This window comes from Thermostichus sp. MS-CIW-38, from assembly GCF_054058415.1.
The window spans coordinates 1-17,251 of record NZ_JBSSAH010000012.1 but is presented as its reverse complement, the minus strand read 5'-3'; the positions used below and the strand labels follow the sequence as shown (position 1 = coordinate 17,251).

The following is a 17,251-nucleotide window of genomic DNA, read 5'->3' as shown; positions in this document are numbered from 1 at the left end:
GGCTTACCTTGCACGGTGGGATTTTTAGGAAAGATTTTGAACCGAAGATGATCATGGGAGAGAGGCTATGACTTCAGCGGCTACGGGTTATGGTTCACCACCAAACCCGGATATCGATGTTGACATTGAGAAAAAGGCGAGCCTGTCTCGGGCTGTTGATGTGGGCTTTGTCCGCCTGACGCTGGCCTTGGCAGGGTTTGCCGGCATTATCCTCATCTGGGTGATTCTTCAAACCACCGAAGCGGCTCTGCCGGCGATCCAGCAGTTTGGCTTGGGCTTCCTGGTTACTGCCCGCTGGAACCCGGTGGAAAACATCTACGGGGTGCTACCACAGATTTATGGCAGTTTGGTAACCTCTCTGGTGGCTTTGATTTTTGCCATCCCTCTGGGCATTGGCACTGCCATTTTTTTGACGGAAGGTTTTGCCCCCAAGTGGGTAACGGCGCCGATTGGCTTTGCCATTGAGCTGATCGTGGCCATTCCCAGTGTGGTGCTGGGGCTGTGGGGGATCTTTGTGCTGATTCCAGCAGTGCGGCCCATCTTTCGAGCCATTAACCAGACGCTGGGTTGGATCCCTTTCTTGAGTGGCCCGGCTCCGCGGGGGCCCAGCTTGTTGATAGTGGCTATGGTGCTGGGGATCATGATCTCTCCCATCATCATCTCCATTACCCGCAGTACCTTTGAATCTCTGCCACGCAGCCTAAAAGAGGGGGCTTTGGCTCTGGGGGCAACCCGCTGGGAGACCATCTTAACGGTGATGATCCCTGCCGGCCTGTCGGGTATCGTCAGCTCGATCATGCTGGCGCTGGGGCGGGCCCTGGGAGAGACCATGGTGGCGGCCATGCTTTCCGGCAACGCCAACCGCATCAATATCTCCCTAATGCAGCCGGGATCCACCATTACCGCCTTGATTGCTTCTCAGTTTGGGGAGGCAGGACGCTTGCAGGTTTCGGCTCTCATGTATGCCGGCGTGGTGCTGATGGTGCTGACGTTATTGGTCAACATCGTTGCCGAGATCATTATTCGCAAGTTTCAAAACCTGGAGCAGTAACTTCAGAAGCAGAAAGAAGATGAAGGAGCACCGTTATCATGTCCGACTCAGCACAGCTTGCCCCTGAGAAGGTTGACATCGACATTACTCGTGCCGCCATTGCCCCTGTCCGCAATTACACAGGCATTGTCCTAACCCTGCTGAGTGGCCTCTTTGTGGCGGTGATCATAGCTTCCCTATCTTGGGTGCTGTGGGATGTGGGCAAGGAAGGCATCCAGCGGATAAATTGGGATGTCCTCACCCAGACCCGCTACCCTGCCCCTGGCCTGGCGGAAGGGGGCTTTGGTCACGCAATTGTCGGCAGTTTAATGGTGCTGGCTACGGGGGCGGCTTTGAGCTTTCCCTTCGGCATCTTGGCGGCAGTGTACTTGTCTGAATTCGGTCGCGGCACCCGCTTGGCTTATCTGGTTAAGTTTTCCTGCAATGTGCTCACGGGGGTACCGGCCATTCTCTGCGGCCTGTTTGCCTATGCTGTGGTGGTGAGGGGATCCGGCTTTTCGGCTTTCTCGGGAGGGGTGGCTTTTGGCGTGCTGATGCTGCCGATTGTCATCCGCTCCACCGAGGAGGCGTTGCTGCTGGTTTCGCCCGACATGCGCTTGGCTTCCCTTGGCCTGGGCTCAAATCGCTTTCAGACCACAATGCGCGTTGTTTTGCCGGCAGCGGCACCGGCCATCGTAACCGGGCTAATCCTGGCTTTGGCCCGAGCGGCAGGCGAGGCTGCACCTCTGCTCTTTACCGCCTTCAACAACAATTTCTGGTCTACTAATCTATTTGGCCCGGTGGCTACCTTGCCGGTGATGGTCTACTTTTTCTCCATCATTCCCTACAGGGTGCAGCAGCAGCTGGCTTGGGCGGGCGCTTTGGTTTTGTTAGCCATTGTTTTGGCGGCCAGCTTGACCGCTCGCTTTTTGGTGTACAAGACCAGGAAATAGCCTGAGGATTCTCAACAAAGTCTTGAATCGAACTCTTCGTCGAACTCTAGCTCTTTTTGTGAGTGCTGCCATGCAAACTCAATCTCTTAACCAGACCTCTTACGTTTTCAGGACCGAGAACCTGAATGTCTACTATGGCTCCAATCTGGCGGTAAAAAATGTTACTCTGGACATCCCAGCCCGACAGATTACTGCGTTTATCGGCCCTTCCGGCTGTGGCAAAAGCACGATCCTACGTTGCTTCAACCGCACCAACGATTTGATCCCCGGTGCTCGTGTAGAGGGCAAGCTCACCTACCACGGCAAGGATCTCTACGCCAAAGAAGTCGATCCGGTGGCGGTGCGGCGGCGTATCGGCATGGTCTTCCAAAAACCCAATCCCTTCCCCAAAAGCATTTACGACAACGTGGCCTACGGCCCGCGGGTGCTGGGGATGAAGGTAGACTTGGACGAGGTGGTGGAAACCTCGCTGAGGCGGGCTGCCCTTTGGGATGAGGTGAAAGATAAACTGAAAGAAAACGGTCAGTCGCTGTCGGGAGGGCAGCAGCAGCGCCTGTGTATTGCCCGGGCTCTAGCGGTGAAGCCGGATGTGATTTTGATGGATGAGCCCTGTTCGGCGTTGGATCCCATTTCCACCCGCCGCATTGAGGAGCTGATGAAGGAGCTGGAGGAGGAATATACCATCATCATCGTCACCCACAACATGCAGCAGGCCGGCCGCGTCTCGGATATGACGGCTTTCTTCAGCGTGGAGGTGTCGGGATCCAACCGTGTGGGCGAGCTGATTGAATTTGACAGAACTGAAGTCATCTTCAACAGCCCTACCAAGCAAGCCACAAGAGATTATGTGGAGGGCCGCTTCGGCTAATCGACCTGGCCGGACAGGGATCCTTCCCATACTGTTCTCGGCAAACCCTTTTGCAGGCAATTTCTGCCGATGATGGAGCATGCCTCTAACCCCCAAAACCCTGAACTTTGCTGAATTTACTGAGCTTTAGGCGGTTTGGCAAAAGTCATTGAGAGGGATATAGTAGACCAAGTTTCCCCCTGATCCTTGAGTCCACCGCAACGGTTGCCGGGAAGTGAAGGGGGAAAGCGCTCGGGGGGTATTCCTCAGGGCTTTGCGGGATACCGCCTTCCTGTTTGGACTCCGTCCCGCTGACGCGAACAGAGATAGGCAGGATGCGATCGCTTCTTTCCTGAACCATGTTCAGGAGAGTTCAGCGTGAATGTATCAGTCTGAAGAACCGTTGCACCCAAATACGGATACCTATGATCGTTGCCGCTCCTGACAAGCTGCAGGCTTTGCGTTCTGACTTAGAGGGTATTGAGATCATCACTGATCCGGCTCAGGTGGCCAAGTTGTCGTTGGATTTTTACCACTACAGCCCCGTGCTGAGCCGACAACTGAGCGACAAGCGGGGAGATGTGGTGGTGCGCCCCGCCGATGAGGCCGAGGTGATGCGGGTGGCAGCGGCCTGTGCCAGGCTGCGGATCCCGGTTACGGTGCGCGGTGCCGGTACCGGTAATTACGGCCAATGTATCCCGCTGGCCGGGGGTGTGATCCTGGACATGGGCAAGCTCAACCAGGTGCTTTGGGCAAAGCCGGGCTTGGCGCGGGTGCAGGCGGGGGCCAAGTTGATGGCCATCGACAAACACACCCGGGAGATGGGCTGGGAGATCCGCATGGCTCCTTCCACCTATCGCACGGCCACCATCGGGGGGTTCATTGCTGGCGGCAGTGGTGGCATTGGTTCTGTGACTTACGGCCAACTGCGGGATCGGGGCAACATCTTGGGGCTGCGGGTGGTCACCCTGGAGGAAGAGCCCCGGGTGCTGGAGCTGCGGGGAGATGAGGTATTCAAAGTAAGCCATGCCTGGGGCCTCAATGGGATCATCACCGAGGTGGAGATCCCGCTGGCGCCTGCTTATCCTTGGGTGGAGCTGGTGGTGGCCTTTCCCCCTGAAGTGGGCTTTATGCCCTGTGCCCATTTTGGCCAAGCCCTGGGAGATGCCGATGGGATCCTCAAGAAATTGGTCAGCCTGCACGCTTGGCCGATCCCCAGCTACTTTGCACCGCTGCGGGGTCATTTGCCAGAAGGATCCGCTGTGGCCCTGTTGATGGTGGCCGAATGCAGCCTGGAGCCGCTGTTGGAGCTTGTCCGGGAATATGGGGGCCAAGTGGTTTACAACAAAACGGCCCAAGAGGCCAGCAAGGGGATCTCGCTGGGGGAATTTTCTTGGAACCACACCACTTTGCACTGCCGCAGCGTGGATCCCAGCCTGACTTATTTACAATCGGCTTTTCCCGCCGATCGGGAGCTGAAGCTGGTGCAGCACATGTACGAGTATTTTGGCGACGAAGTGCTGATGCACCTGGAGTGGATTCGCATCAACGGGCAAGCTACCCCTGTCGGCCTGCAAATTGTCCGCTTTACCACCGAAGAGCGTCTAAACGAGATCATGCGCTACCACGAAGAGCAGGGAGTATTTATTGCCAACCCCCACACTTTCATCATCGAAGACGGCGGGCGCAAAGTGATGGATCCGCGCCAGATTCGTTTTAAAGAAGAAGTGGATCCCTATGGCCTGCTCAATCCGGGCAAGATGCGCACCTGGCAGGAGCGCGCCTCTGCTTGAGGAATAGCAACAGTAGCACAGCAATTGGCCTTGGTCTATCTGTATTGCCCATGTTTAATCCCTGATGGATTGTCTGGGCAGGACAACACCAGTCCAAAGCTCTACAGTCAGTACTGTGGGAATGCTGTCCACCGTTAAATGCTTTGTGGTGTGGACTGTCAAACTTCCGGCAGCCAGTCCTCTGCAAGCACCAACTCTGGGGAGTAGGGGCAGACATCTGGAAATGTCGAGATTTCTATCCCCGTTTGCCTGGCTGCTTGGCGGCGCGCCCGTTGATAACTCTCTTCAAGTTGCTCTACCAGATAACCTTTTAGGCTAGGGCTATCTTCTATGGCCAATCCGATTTGGGTTCGCGCATCTGTAATGGAATCTAGCCAGCTATCTGAACGGCGCTGAGGTTGATACTGCCACTTGAGTAGATGCAGCAGAAGGCGAGTTAATTGACTGGCAATCCCTCGTCGTTCGCTCTTACCCAAATTCTCAACCTCTTCAATTAAGTGTGCTATGTCAATTTCATGCCAGCGCCTTTCCCGCAATAGCCGGGTTGTTCGGTCAATCCACAAGTTAAAGTCTGTCGAGTATAGATTGCTCATAGCTTTGTCCTGCTGAAAAATAGGGTCGCGATAATTATGAAATCCAGACTACGTCCTTCTTGAGTTTACTACAATAAAACCTGTAACACCTGAGTTCTCAACCGTCTGGGAGCAGAGTCCTCTGGTGACAAACCTTATCCAGGCAACTCTTTCTATAGTCATTTCGATTTAAAGCAGGACACTGCACCCACACTTAAAGTGCACCGAGCCGGAAGGCTTTTCAAGGACTCCGTCCCGCTGGCGCGATCAGGAGCCCAGGCGTCTTACCCTAAACTGAAGCAACTATATTTGACGAATATTTGACGGAGAGTGGATGGAGAGGGCGTCCCTGTGGAGAAAGGTTCAAACAAATGCTTTAACTGCCATAGTAGTTGATGGCTAAAGCTCCCACCAGAGTAAGCTGAAAGACCAAGATCACGAAGTAGAAAATGGCGCGGGGCTTGAACAGAGTGAGCATCAAGCCTATGGCTTTCAAGTCTACTATCGGCCCAAACACCATAAAAGCCAACAGGGATCCCGGCGTGAAGGTGGCGGCAAAGGAGAGGGCGAAAAAGGCATCCACCGTCGAGCAGATGGAGATGATCCCGGCCAGGGCCATCATGATCAGGATTGAGAGCAATGCATCTTGGCCATAATCCAGCACAAACGAACGCGGGATCACCGTTTGAATCAGGGCCGCCATCGCCGAGCCCAAGATGAGCACGGATCCCAATTCGCGGATCTCCCTGGCCCAGGTCTGCAGCAGGAGAACTCCTTTTTGTCCCCTGGAGGGAGAAGGCGCAGCGGCCAGAGCAGAGCGATATACGTCTTCAGCCGTTTGTAAAGTGGCCAGGGATCCGCCAGAGGCCCCTTGAGCAGGGCTCTGGGATCCAATCCAGAAGGTGCCCCCCTGCAACAACGGCGAGCGGGAGATGTTCTTCGGATCAGCTTCTTGGGAGCAATTGCGCTGCAGCTCCCGCCAGACTGACGGCTGCAACAGAGGCTGGAAATCCTTTTGCAGGCTGAAGATCAAGCCGACGACAACCGCAATGCCGAAGGAAAAGAGAACTCGGTAGATCACCAGCTCCGGCATGGAGCGAAAGGCAATCCAAGTGGAAAAGATCACCACCGGGTTAAACACCGGCGCCGCCAACAGAAAGGCCACCGCCACGTGGGGTGGGATCCCTTTGATCACCAGTTGACGGGCCACCGGCAGGTTGCCGCACTCGCACACCGGGAAAAAGAATCCTAAAGCGCCACCGGCCACCGCGCTGCCGATTTTGCCTTTGGGCAGGAAACGGGCCAACTGGGATCCCTCGACAAACACCGCCAGCAGCCCCGATAGAAACACCCCCAGCAGCAGAAATGGCATGGCCTGCACCACAAGGCTCAGAAACAGGGTGAACCCGTCTCGCCAAAGGGGAGAGTCTAAAAGGCTCAACACACCGCCTCACGCACGACTTGGGCCTTACTGAGTTTGGATCTCGGCCCAGCGCCCTGTCAAACGGCTCTCAACCCCGCTCTTCTATGGGGATGTAGCGTTGCTGGCGTTCGCCTGTGTACACCTGGGTGGGTCGGAAAAGCCGATTATCGGACAACTGCTCCCGCCAATGGGCCAGCCAACCCGCCGCTCGGGCAATGGCAAACACCGGTGTAAACAAATCTTCTGGGATCCCCAACTTGGCGTAGACCAACCCTGAGTAGAAGTCCACATTCGGGTAGATCCCCTTCGGCCCCAGCAACTCCTCACACACCCGTTCCACTTCCAGGGCGATGTCGTAGTACTTGTCGTGGCCGTAGCGCTCAAACAGCTCCTCAGCCAGCCGCTGCAGGATGGTGGCCCGCGGATCCTTCACCTTGTAGACTCGGTGCCCCATGCCCATGATGCGCTGTTTTTTGGCCAGTTTCTCCTCGATAAACGAGCGCACATTTTCCACCGAGCCAATTTGCCGCAGCAGCATCATCACCTGTTGGTTGGCCCCCCCGTGCAACAGCCCCGAAAGGGTACCCACCGCCGTGGCCAGGCTGCTGTAGGGGTTAGCCAGCGTGGAAGCGCTCACCAGAAGGGCAAACGTAGAGGCATTGACCGTGTGCTCGGCGTGCAGGATCAGGCAGATGTCAAAAATGCGGGCCAACCAGGGATCCGGCTTCTTGCCCGAGAGCATGTACAGAAAGTTGGAAGCGTGATCCAGACTATCGTCCGGGGGAATGGGATCGTTGCCCTGTCGCATCTGGTGGAACATGGCCACCATGGTCGGCAGCTTTGAGAGCAACCGGGTGACGGTGCCGAACACATAGTCGGGATCCATCTCCCGCAGCGGGTAAAACAGCCCCAAGCCCGCCACACAGGTTTGCAGAGCATCCATCGGGTTGCCCGACTCTGGAAACGACTTGATCATGTCGCGGATGCGGTATTTCACCCGTCGATGACTGCGGATTGCCTGATCAAAGTTGTCCAGCTCCGATTGGGTCGGCAGCTTGCCAAAGATCAGCAAGTAGGCTGTCTCCAGAAAGGTACTGTGGGCGGTCAATTCCTCGATGGGGATGCCCCGATATTCCAGGATCCCCGCCTGGCCATCCACAAAACTAATGTTGGAGCGTGTGGCCGGAACGCCTTCCAAGCCTGGTCTGTATTCGCCATCCGCCATGGTCGGATCCTTAGAGCAAGTATTTCCTAGATAATGATGAATCAAGGGTTGCCAAAGGTGCCTGGAACCCAACCCCTTGCTCCCCTCGGGCAGTACTGACCCCGCTTCGCTACAGTAAAGCAAATTTTGGATCCCTGTAGCCAAATGCTGCCCCTGTCATCCTTCACAGAGAGCTAGGCTGGGATCCGCCTTCTATCTTGCAACAGCTCCCGCTGCCCGACGCAAAAATTGTTGCTATGGTGAGAACTGCGCCCGGCTTGAGGGATCTTGGCGCCTGCCGGAGCCGTGAAAGTTCGCTCCCCCGCTTGGAGATCGGCATCGATGTCGGATACTGCTCAAACTCACCTTGGCTCCAGCCCAGTGCAAGGACTGGAGTACGTGGTGCTGGGAGTGGCCACTTGCTTCCAGCAGGATCAGGAAGGTCGCCTGGTAGAGGTTTTGGTGGCCGAGCCGGTGCCTGCTGCCGATTTGGACTGCCTAGCCCAAGAACGCCGCAGCACTTCCTATGTTCTCCTCTACGCCACAACCTACGCCGAGATCGTGAACAACGGGATCCCAACTTTGCCTGCCGATGTTTTCCCGCCAGGGGTGTTGTTGGGAGAAGACTTCGTGGAACGGGTGCAGGCAGCGGCCCGCACCTATCGCAACAAGCCCCAGTTTCGCCATATCCCCCTGCACCAAACCTGCACTCCAGAGCGGGGGGTGTTTAAGCTCAATCACAGCGTTGAGCCCCGACGGATCCTCAACGCGGTTGTGGAGGTGAAGGATGCCGACAACATCAAACAGCACCCCCACACCCATCAACGGCTCTGACTCACTGGGCTGTACGGGTCAGACGTGCCCTGGAAAGCAGGTTGAACCGCCACTCTGGGCTAGGCTTCGGGATCCCTCTACCCTTCTGGAGCAGGTACGCAGCGGTCAGGTTTGGCTGGTTAAGGGAATGGGATCCCATGGGCTGTTGCTGGAGAAAGCTCATATTGTCGAGCTGCTGGAGTTTGGTGCAGCCGTTGGCCTGGCCATCGATCGCGATTGCCGAGCGGTTTTGCCGATCGCGTAAGCGGGACGGAGTCCTTTTGGCCAAGTGTATCTGCAGGCCCCTGCCACTTTTTTGGAGCGTCAGCAGTTTGGGCCGGCGTTGCTTGCTTCTGTGCCGGACGAATGGCTAGGACGGTTGGTGGGGGTGTCGGGAGATCTGATCCAACGTTGCCGCCAAGAAATGAGGATCCCTGCTGGCGCTTTGGGCTGCAGAGAGCAAGATTGAGACGGGGGGAGCCCAAGAGAGAAACTCGAGCGCTTGTTTCACCAAAAGACAAGCTGCTGCCGCCTCAACCCCAGCAAAAGGACGGCAAAACACTTGGTCAAAGGAATTGGTGGCTTTCCGGCTGCAACACTATCTCGCTCGGTACAGCACCAGCGGGCGCTGTAAGGGCAAAGCAGATGGCTTCCGCAGCCGTGGCAGGGCTGAGCATCTTGTCTCGTTGCACCTTCAGGCTGATGGGATCCCAGAAGGGTGAGTCGATGCCCCCGAAGTAAAACAGCGTAAATCTGACCCCAAAGCGCTTCAGCTCATCGGCCATGCACTTGCTAAACCCGACCACCCCAAACTTGGCCGCACAGTAAGCAGAGGCCATCGCCATGGGATGACGTCCAAGGACGCCGGGGAAATTGAGGATGTGGCCGGATTTTTGCTCCCGCATGGGGTTGGCAGCCAGTTGGCTGGTGTAGAAGCTGCCCTTCAGGTTGACCGCTATCATCCGCTCTAGGTCTGCGGGGGTTAGTTGCGGAGCAGGTTTCAGGATCCCGGCCCCGGCCAGGTTGATCAACACGTCAATGCGCCCATGCTTTTGCACCGTTTGGTTGACCAGTGCCTCTACCTGGGCATAGTCCGTCACATCAGTGGGGATCCCCAATCCAGAGGCAGCCCCCAAAGAGGCTGATTTCTCCACCAGAGCTCGCAGGGGCTCTTCTCGCCGAGCGGCCAACACCAGATGGGATCCGGCCTGAGCCAGCATGGGCACCAGGACGCTGCCGATACCCCCTGTTGCCCCTGTGATCAAAATAACTGCCTGCGATAGCGGAGAAGACACGTTACGTTTCTTAAACTCTTTTTCCCATCATACACAGGGATCCCGACAAGCCAGTCACAGCCCCACTGGATCCCTCGACAGAGGTCATCTGAGCGATGGGGAAGACAGAAAGGGCTGGCACAGCCACAACCCACTGAACCCCAGGGTTAGGAGAGTGAGGGGCAGGCCAAAGCGCAGATGTTCCCCAAACGAAAGCACATAGCCTTTTTTGGCCGCTGCCTCGACTGTGATCAAATTGGCCACCGCCCCAAATAGTGTCAAATTGCCTGCCAAAGTGGAGCCAGCAGCCAGCAACAGCCAAGCGGTGGTCTCCTGTCGGGGCAGGAACGATTGCAGCAACAGCACCGCCGGCACATTGGAGATGAGGTTGGATAAAACGGCCACACTACTCAGCAGGGCAAGAGGGGATCCCGCCAGACTCTCTGCCAAGGATCCCAAGCTCATCCCCCAAACAGTTACCAGCTCTCCCGTTGCCCGCGTCAGGATAAATAGCCCGGAAAACATCACCAGCAGATTCCAGTCCACCTGCCCCAAAAATCGCTCCGGCTTCAGCCTGCGGGTAATCAACAACAGGGCTGCCGCCACCAAGGCCGATTCTGCCAAGGGAAGTCCGGCTACAAAGGCCACAAACAGCCCCCCCGTAATCACCACGCTCTTGCGCAACAGGGGCGGGTAGAGCCGCAGCGGCAGCCAAGGCACCCGAGCAAAGGGTTTCAACGAGCGCACCTCAGGGTAGTACAGCCACAGCAACCCCACTTCCAGCAGCAGCCCCACCACGGCAATGGGGGTCATCTGGGCAGCAAACTCCAGGTAGCCGATCCCAGAGAAGGAGCCGATCAGGATATTCTGCGGGTTGCCGCTCAGGGTGGCGACGGATCCCAGGTTGGTGGCTGCCGCCAAGCCCAGCAGGTAGGGGATCGGGTTTAACCCCAACACCGTTGTGACTTGCAAAGTTAGGGGGGTGAATACCAGCGCCAGCGTGTCGTTGAGCAGGAAAGCCGAGAGCAGCCCGCTGCCGAACACCAGCATGATCAACAGACCAAAGGGGCTGCGGCTCACCCGAATCAAGCCCAGCAAAGCCAACTGAAAAGCCCCCCCATAGGACAAGCTGGCATTTACCACCATCATGCTCAGGAGAAACACAATCGTGGTCGGGTCAATGGCTTCCCAAGCCTGCCGTAGCGACAAGGTCCCCAAGCCAATCAACAGGGCGGATCCCACCAGGGCGATGGTGGCCCGGTTCATACGCAACCTAGGCAGGGATCCCAGTCCCAACCCGACATAGCTCAAACCCAACACCAACCAAGACAGCCCCTGCACCCCCCGATCCCTCCCGCACTTCTTTCAGGATCCCTGATGGGTTCAGCCAATGGCAAAGGCTGGAGTTGAAACAGGCCCAACATTCCCGATACTCAATGAAGTCACAAATAAGTCACAAGAACCAATCATGGTCAGAAACCTTTCGGGATAGTCCAAAAGCTCCGCTGGATCAGCGCGTTTGCCTCGGCGAGCTGCAGACCGAGCAGAGGTGGCGAGAATATCCAAGGTCTGGCCATCGTTCGTAGGATAATGGGAGCCCGCAGGCACTAACCCGCAAACATTGAGTTACCCACCGTTCACTGAGGAGTTGTCCCCTTGGTCAAAGAACGCGTAGAGGTGATCGTCCCGGCCACCACCGCCAACTTGGGGCCAGGGTTCGACTGCATCGGTGCAGCCCTAGAGCTCTACAATCACTTCTATTTTCGCGAGATCCCTTCTGGCCTCAGCATCCACTACCGCGGCAGCGACCACATCAGCCAAAGCAAGGACAACCTGGTGTACCGGGCTTTTTGCCGCGCCTTTGAGTTGCTGAGTAAGCCTGTGCCGGGGGTAGAAATCGAAATTACCCTCAACGTGCCCCTGGCGCGGGGGTTGGGCAGTTCTGCCACCGCCATTGTCGGCGGCTTGCTGGGGGCCAATGCCATTGGAGCACTCAACTTAGCTCCCGAAACCCTTCTACAACTGGCTATTGCCTTGGAGGGCCACCCAGACAATGTGGTGCCCGCCCTGCAGGGCAGTTGTCAGCTTTGTGTGCAGGGACAGCAGGGGCAATGGGTGTTTTGTCCCGTGGAGTGGCATGAGAGCATTGGCATCCTGGCCGTAGTGCCCAACTTTAAGCTTTCCACCCAAGCGGCCCGCGAGATCCTGCCCAAATCCGTCAGCTTGGCGGATGCAGTTTTTTCCAGCAGCCATCTGGGCCTACTCATCCGCAGCCTGCAGTCGGGGCGGGTGGACTGGCTGAAGGTGGCCCTGCAGGATCGGCTGCACCAGCCGGCGCGTATGGAGCTGATCACCGGGTTCAAAACGGTTCAAGCTGCAGCCATGGCTGCCGGAGCCTATGGAGTGGTGATCAGCGGAGCCGGCCCCACTCTTCTGGCCCTCTGTGCTCCCGAGAATCGGGAACGGGTGGGATCCGCGATGGTCAGCGCTTGGGCGCAGTTGGATATTGAAGCGGAGGCCAAACTGCTCAACCTGGACCGGCAGGGAGGACGGGTGGTGATCCACTCCCAGCCGTCTGGATAGGAAACTTCCTGTCCAATCGGGGAGCTACCCTGCTGCCGGGAAGCCATCTTGCAGCAGCAACACCAAGGGCGGAAGAAATAGCCAAGCCGCCACCATCAAGGACGCCACTGCCGCCATCAACACCGCTGCCGCCGCGCAATCTTTGGCGATCTCGGCCAGGAGATGGTACTTGCTGCCCAGGGTGAGATCCACCACTGCTTCCAGAGCGGTATTCACCAGCTCCAGCGCCATCACCAAACCGCTGGTCAGGCTGATCAGGGCCATTTCCACAGCGCTCAGCCGCAGGCCCAGCCCAAGGCCAAAGGCTATCACCGCCACCGCCATGTGGATGCGCAAGTTGCGCTGGGTGCGGATGGCATAGACCAAGCCCTTGCCCGCGTAGTAGAAACTTTTGCCCAAGTTGTCGGCCACTTGCCAAGAGGGGGGGCGTCGCCAGGGATCCCTTCCCAAAGGCTCGGCAGTTGCTGCGGGATCGGCCTCAGAGATAGGCGCTGGGTCTACACCGGTGGGCCCGGAATGGACGCGCCGCCGGAACACCGCCAGGCGAGAACGCTCCGGCAACCGACTAGGGCTGTTGGCCATGGGCCACCTCCCCATCCAGTTGGATGGCGGCAAGCAACTGTCGCTGTTGCTGCAACATGCGCTGCAGGGACAGTTCATCCGGGTGATCCCACCCCAGCAGATGGAGCAACCCGTGGCTGGCCAACCAGGCCAACTCTTGCGAAAGACGATGCCCCTGCGCCTTGGCCTGTGCGCGGGCGGTGGGCACCGAAATCACAATATCCCCCAGCAGGCGTACCCCCGTTATGTCTTGGATCCCAAAGGGGGCAAGCATCTCCTGTGCGGCAAAGGCCAACACATCGGTGGGCTCGTCGAGATGGCGAAACTCGCGGTTGAGCTGGCGGATGTGTTCATCGGAAGTGAGGCAAAGGCTGAGCTCGCATGGCTCCTGTACTCCCAGCTCTTTCAGCCAGATCTCGAACCAATGACGCCAAGTGGCTTCTTCAATCGGGCTGGGGATGTTGAATTGCAGATAGAGATCTAAAAATCCATCCATGCGGGCCTCACTCACACCACGCCCCTTATTCTACTGGTTTGCCCAGATTGGGCCAGGTTTTGCTTCTTTGCTCTGCCAGCTGTTTCAGCGCCTGTCGTAGTCGATTCTCCAGCTCATGGCAGCCCGAATGCAAATCCTCTGGCGGGAACAGATCTCCGGCAACGCCGACCGCCCAGGCCCCTGCTTGCAGGTATTCCGCTGCCTTGGCCAAGGTGACTCCCCCGGTGGGGATCAACGGCAGGGATCCCAGCACCGATTGTAGATGGCGCAGGTAGCGGGATCCCCCCATGCTCTCCACCGGAAACACCTTTACTGCCGTTGCCCCCGCCTGCCACGCCCTCCAGATCTCGCTGGGGGTGAGGGCACCGGGCACGATGGGCAGCCCCACCTCCCGACCCCAGCGGATAACTTGCTCATCGGTGAAGGGGCAAACGCAAAACTGGGCTCCTGCCTGCCAAGCCTGCTCCGCCACCTGCCGATCGAGAACAGTGCCCACCCCTATCCAACACTGCGGGTGGTCTTGTCGCAGTTGGGCAATCAGCTCCAGATATTGGGGAACTTGCGTGGTGATTTCAATGTGGCGGATCCCGGCCCGGATGGCCAGCATGGATCCCTCGAGAGCTTGGGCTGGGCTGGCCCAGAGGCGGATCACGGCAATCAGCGGCTGCTGCCACAGATGGAGTAACCAGGGGTGCTGTAACCCTTTTCTGAAACTGCACTCAGCATCCTCGAATGCCATCTGTAGGAAAATACCCGCTCAGTGTTTTGCAGTTGCTTGGGTTTAGCTTAAGTTTAATTGCAATCCAAAAACGAAAAAGTCAGCCTGCCAATGAAATAATGACAAACCATAAAGCCTAAACGTCTTTTCTTTCAAGGGAAAGCCTAGCAGATGACTCAGGAACAAGCAAAGCCGGTGTTTTATAGGGGCAACTGTTTGCGCGTTCGTGGCCTTTGCCGGAGTGTTTGCTTTTCCCAGCTTTTCACGGCGTTGCTGGTTCCTGCTCTGGCCTTGTTGTCTCCCTAACCGGTGCTGAACTCAGCAGAGAAGAGGAGGAAGATTCCTCAAACCAAAGGTGCCGCAAGGTATCCCGTCTGTATGAGGCAACTTTTTGGTTGGCCTTCTAAGCGTGAGGTTTGCCAGCAGGTGAGCGGCCAGTTTATCGTCATTTCCTAGTTTTTCTAGTCCGTTGAGGTTGCTGCCGCTTGAGTTGCATGCCGTCAGGCCTGTGGGATCCGGAGGTGGAGTCGCTACTGTCTGGCTCTTCTGTTGCTGTTCGGAGTAGCCCTAAATAGCCAGCTCAGGCCCGATTCAGATCCGTGGGGATCTTTGTATCCTTAGGGTCGATGGGTCAGTCGCAGAGGGTGTGAGGAGTGACGAGTCTGAGTCGTGGGGCACGCAGACTGAAAGTGTGGGTGATGCTTGGATTGCTCACCCTCTTGCTGTTGGGGGGACTGGGGGGGGTTGCCCCGTCTCAGGCGCAGAATGTCAACCAATTGCAACAGCGGCAGCAGCAGATCCAGCAACAAATCCAGAGCACTCAGCGCCGCTTGGGAGAACTGCGCCAAGCAGAAGAAGAAGCCCGCCGCCGCATGGGATCCCTGCAGCAAAACATTCGACAGACCGAATCCAGCCTTCGCGACAATCAGTATCGTCTGGAACAAGCCCAGAAAGCCCTGGAGCAAGCTCAAAAGGAGCTACAGGAGCTGGAAGACCGCCTGAGACGGCAGCAACAGGGCACGGCGGCCCGTTTGCGCTACATGCAGCGACAGGGGGCCGAACATTGGTGGGCTTTGCTGCTCACCAGCCGTGACTTGAACGAGTTTTTCGACCGCCGCCACCAACTGCAACTGTTGATCGAGGCGGATCGGCAGTTAATCCAAGAGCTGCAAGCAATGGCCAAAGAGGTGGATCAACAGCGCATTGCCCTGGAGATGCAGCGCAACGAGATTTCCTTGATTTTGCAGGAGCTGGCCGCCCAGAAGAATCAACTGCAGCAGCAGGCTGCCGCCCAAGAGCAACTGGTGGGACGCTTGGCCAACGAACGCGCGGCCTATGAAGCAGCCCAACGGCGGCTGGAAGCCGATTCCCAACAGTTGACTCTCCTCATCCAGCAACTGATCGCCCAGCAGGCCCAACAGCAGGGGGGCAGGGATCCCGTTCAAGGGACGGGCCGATTCATCGCTCCGGTGCGCGGGCCGATCACCAGTGGCTTTGGCTGGCGGGTTCACCCCATCTACCGCAGTCGCCGCTTTCATGCGGGGATCGATTTTGGTGTGCCCACCGGCACTGCGGTGAGAGCCTCCGACCGGGGCACCGTCATCTACGCCGGCTGGTACGGCGGCTATGGCTACACGGTGATTGTGAATCACGGCGGCGGCATCACCACCCTGTACGCCCACAACAGCCGCGTTGCCGTTGGGGTAGGCCAGCAGGTACAGCGGGGGCAAGCAATTGCTGCTTCCGGCTCCACCGGCCTCTCCACCGGGCCCCATGTTCACTTTGAAGTGCGCGTCAATGGCCAACCGGTGGATCCCCGCCGCTACCTGTGAAGCAAAGCCTCCGTCGGCAACAGCTTCAGGGATCCCGCCTGCAATGTCCACCGCACATCGGCAATGGAGGACAGCTCCTCCGGGTCGTGGGAAACCACCAACACCGTCCAGGTGGACTTTAGCCGAGCCAACAGCTCGATCAACTGCCGTCGCACCGACCAATCCAATCCTGCCGTCGGCTCATCCAGCAACAGCAAAAACGGGCCACGGATCAACTGGACGGCCAGGGCCAAGCGCCGCTGTTGCCCGCCGCTGAGGCGGTTTGGGGAGGTATGTAGAGGGATCCCTTCCAATCCCACCTGTCTGAGGGCGTTTTCGATCTCTTTTCTCTGTAGCTCTGGATAACCAAAGCGCATTTCCTCCAGCACCGTCAAGCCGCAAAAGTGGCGCTCTGGAAACTGAAACACCAACCCCGCCATGCTGCGCAAGCGGTTGGGGGAAAGTTCTGCCCCTCCCCAGGTAATCCGTCCTTGGGTGGGCCGCGCCAAGCCAGCCAAAATCTCCAGCAGGGTGCTCTTGCCCGCCCCACTTTTGCCCACGATCAGCCCCAACTGGTTCAGGCCCAACTCAAAGGAAAGATCGTTGAGAATGGGCTGGGAAACGCCTGCCGGATGGTAGGAAAGATGCTGAACTTGCAACATGGGGGGCAAAAGAGGGGGATGCTGTCGTTATTTTGGCACCGGAAGATCCCCGCGCGACAGCTATGGCCCTTCTTCAGCGGGAAGGTCGAAGCTTGGGAAACACCTCTATCCGGAGGAGCAGATTAAGCTAGCCTGAAGGTAGGGTAAATTATCGCTCTGGTTATCCTGATGGCGCAGCCTTCTTCTGCAGATTCTCCTTCGGTTGGGGCGGGATCCCCCCCCCAGCTGAGTTACACCCGCCTGGCCATGCGCAACATGGTGCGCAAAGGCAAGACTTCCCTGCTTCACTTCACCCTGACAGCGGTGGGGTTGGTGGCCCTGCTGGTGGGGCTGGCCTACCTGTTTCAGTAAACTACCCGACCCTGACTACTTCGCAGTACAGGGCGGGCTTAAGGCCTCCGGCCCGCTGGCGCGAACGGTAGCCCTGCAGTTGGCAAGCCAACCACGGACCTCTAGGCTGGTTTACGACAGCCCCAAGTTTGGCAATCATGTTGGCCCCATTCCAGTCCGC

At 57.6% G+C, this 17,251-nt stretch carries 19 protein-coding genes and 1 pseudogene; 10 read left to right on the top strand and 10 right to left on the bottom strand.

Features of this window, described 5'->3' with window-relative positions; translation table 11 throughout:
* Positions 1-67: 67 nt before the first annotated feature.
* The 4 genes from pstC to ACVWXZ_RS06170 all read left to right on the top strand — a co-directional run bounded on the left by pstC (position 68) and on the right by ACVWXZ_RS06170 (position 4,623).
* On the top strand, positions 68-1,051 hold the full coding sequence (pstC, locus tag ACVWXZ_RS06185; RefSeq protein ID WP_457482289.1) for a phosphate ABC transporter permease subunit PstC: 984 nt from the start codon (positions 68-70) through the stop codon (positions 1,049-1,051).
* A gap of 38 nt (positions 1,052-1,089) precedes the next feature.
* Complete coding sequence (gene pstA / locus ACVWXZ_RS06180) at positions 1,090-1,983, top strand: phosphate ABC transporter permease PstA (RefSeq protein ID WP_457398131.1); 894 nt, start codon at positions 1,090-1,092, stop codon at positions 1,981-1,983.
* Between the two features lie 70 nt (positions 1,984-2,053).
* Positions 2,054-2,851 (top strand): phosphate ABC transporter ATP-binding protein PstB, encoded by a 798-nt coding sequence (gene pstB / locus ACVWXZ_RS06175; protein ID WP_457440561.1) that lies wholly within the window; start codon positions 2,054-2,056, stop codon positions 2,849-2,851.
* Between the two features lie 404 nt (positions 2,852-3,255).
* Positions 3,256-4,623 (top strand): FAD-binding oxidoreductase, encoded by a 1,368-nt coding sequence (locus ACVWXZ_RS06170; RefSeq protein ID WP_457482288.1) that lies wholly within the window; start codon positions 3,256-3,258, stop codon positions 4,621-4,623.
* Between the two features lie 158 nt (positions 4,624-4,781).
* On the opposite strand, the gene ACVWXZ_RS06165 is transcribed toward ACVWXZ_RS06170, so the two are convergent.
* The 3 genes from ACVWXZ_RS06165 to ACVWXZ_RS06155 all read right to left on the bottom strand — a co-directional run bounded on the left by ACVWXZ_RS06165 (position 4,782) and on the right by ACVWXZ_RS06155 (position 7,843).
* Entirely contained in the window at positions 4,782-5,216 is a 435-nt protein-coding gene (locus tag ACVWXZ_RS06165) for a DUF29 domain-containing protein (protein ID WP_457403542.1), read from the bottom strand.
* 355 nt (positions 5,217-5,571) lie between these two features.
* The gene (locus ACVWXZ_RS06160) at positions 5,572-6,639 is read right to left on the bottom strand and encodes a permease (protein WP_414341727.1); all 1,068 of its coding nucleotides are present in this window, start codon (positions 6,637-6,639) and stop codon (positions 5,572-5,574) included.
* 67 nt (positions 6,640-6,706) lie between these two features.
* The gene (locus ACVWXZ_RS06155; protein ID WP_414341728.1) at positions 6,707-7,843 is read right to left on the bottom strand and encodes a citrate synthase; all 1,137 of its coding nucleotides are present in this window, start codon (positions 7,841-7,843) and stop codon (positions 6,707-6,709) included.
* 321 nt (positions 7,844-8,164) lie between these two features.
* Between ACVWXZ_RS06155 and ACVWXZ_RS06150 the strand changes: the two genes are divergently transcribed.
* The 3 genes from ACVWXZ_RS06150 to ACVWXZ_RS06140 are packed head-to-tail and all read left to right on the top strand — an operon-like array spanning position 8,165 to position 9,104.
* On the top strand, positions 8,165-8,656 hold the full coding sequence (locus tag ACVWXZ_RS06150; RefSeq protein ID WP_457388023.1) for a hypothetical protein: 492 nt from the start codon (positions 8,165-8,167) through the stop codon (positions 8,654-8,656).
* On the top strand, positions 8,610-8,900 hold the full coding sequence (locus tag ACVWXZ_RS06145; protein WP_148202743.1) for a hypothetical protein: 291 nt from the start codon (positions 8,610-8,612) through the stop codon (positions 8,898-8,900). Before ACVWXZ_RS06150 ends, ACVWXZ_RS06145 begins: the two co-directional genes overlap by 47 nt.
* Before the next feature lie 24 nt (positions 8,901-8,924).
* On the top strand, positions 8,925-9,104 hold the full coding sequence (locus tag ACVWXZ_RS06140; RefSeq protein ID WP_457482287.1) for a hypothetical protein: 180 nt from the start codon (positions 8,925-8,927) through the stop codon (positions 9,102-9,104).
* A 97-nt stretch (positions 9,105-9,201) separates the two neighbouring features.
* On the opposite strand, the gene ACVWXZ_RS06135 is transcribed toward ACVWXZ_RS06140, so the two are convergent.
* Both ACVWXZ_RS06135 and ACVWXZ_RS06130 read right to left on the bottom strand, forming a co-directional pair.
* Entirely contained in the window at positions 9,202-9,930 is a 729-nt protein-coding gene (locus ACVWXZ_RS06135; RefSeq protein ID WP_457403544.1) for an SDR family oxidoreductase, read from the bottom strand.
* A gap of 84 nt (positions 9,931-10,014) precedes the next feature.
* Positions 10,015-11,250: an anion transporter gene (locus ACVWXZ_RS06130; RefSeq protein WP_457403546.1), complete on the bottom strand. Its 1,236-nt coding sequence runs from the start codon at positions 11,248-11,250 to the stop codon at positions 10,015-10,017.
* Between the two features lie 315 nt (positions 11,251-11,565).
* Between ACVWXZ_RS06130 and thrB the strand changes: the two genes are divergently transcribed.
* The gene (gene thrB / locus ACVWXZ_RS06125) at positions 11,566-12,492 is read left to right on the top strand and encodes a homoserine kinase (RefSeq protein ID WP_011433497.1); all 927 of its coding nucleotides are present in this window, start codon (positions 11,566-11,568) and stop codon (positions 12,490-12,492) included.
* 24 nt (positions 12,493-12,516) lie between these two features.
* Here thrB and ACVWXZ_RS06120 read toward each other — a convergent pair whose 3' ends face one another.
* The 3 genes from ACVWXZ_RS06120 to eda form a co-directional block, all read right to left on the bottom strand.
* Positions 12,517-12,942 carry a diacylglycerol kinase family protein gene (locus ACVWXZ_RS06120; protein ID WP_011433496.1) on the bottom strand — a complete coding sequence of 142 codons (426 nt, stop codon included), beginning with the start codon at positions 12,940-12,942 and terminating at the stop codon, positions 12,517-12,519.
* Between the two features lie 115 nt (positions 12,943-13,057).
* Positions 13,058-13,549, bottom strand: coding sequence for an rRNA maturation RNase YbeY (ybeY, locus tag ACVWXZ_RS06115; protein WP_011433495.1), 492 nt, complete (start codon positions 13,547-13,549; stop codon positions 13,058-13,060).
* Positions 13,550-13,574: 25 nt separating this feature from the next.
* A complete protein-coding gene (gene eda, locus ACVWXZ_RS06110; RefSeq protein ID WP_457482286.1) occupies positions 13,575-14,288 on the bottom strand; it encodes a bifunctional 4-hydroxy-2-oxoglutarate aldolase/2-dehydro-3-deoxy-phosphogluconate aldolase in 714 nt (237 codons plus the stop codon).
* Positions 14,289-14,965: 677 nt separating this feature from the next.
* On the opposite strand from eda, the gene ACVWXZ_RS06105 reads away from it, so the two are divergent.
* The gene (locus ACVWXZ_RS06105) at positions 14,966-16,099 is read left to right on the top strand and encodes a murein hydrolase activator EnvC family protein (protein WP_457406516.1); all 1,134 of its coding nucleotides are present in this window, start codon (positions 14,966-14,968) and stop codon (positions 16,097-16,099) included.
* Here the strand turns inward: ACVWXZ_RS06105 and ACVWXZ_RS06100 are convergent.
* On the bottom strand, positions 16,090-16,740 hold the full coding sequence (locus ACVWXZ_RS06100; RefSeq protein ID WP_011433492.1) for an ABC transporter ATP-binding protein: 651 nt from the start codon (positions 16,738-16,740) through the stop codon (positions 16,090-16,092). The genes ACVWXZ_RS06105 and ACVWXZ_RS06100 overlap by 10 nt on opposite strands.
* Positions 16,741-16,908: 168 nt before the next feature.
* Between ACVWXZ_RS06100 and ACVWXZ_RS06095 the strand changes: the two genes are divergently transcribed.
* Positions 16,909-17,091: a DUF3285 domain-containing protein gene (locus ACVWXZ_RS06095; protein ID WP_414409480.1), complete on the top strand. Its 183-nt coding sequence runs from the start codon at positions 16,909-16,911 to the stop codon at positions 17,089-17,091.
* Between the two features lies 1 nt (position 17,092).
* On the opposite strand, the pseudogene ACVWXZ_RS06090 reads toward ACVWXZ_RS06095, so the two are convergent.
* A pseudogene (locus tag ACVWXZ_RS06090) lies at positions 17,093-17,251 on the bottom strand (RNA-guided endonuclease TnpB family protein); the annotation flags it as partial.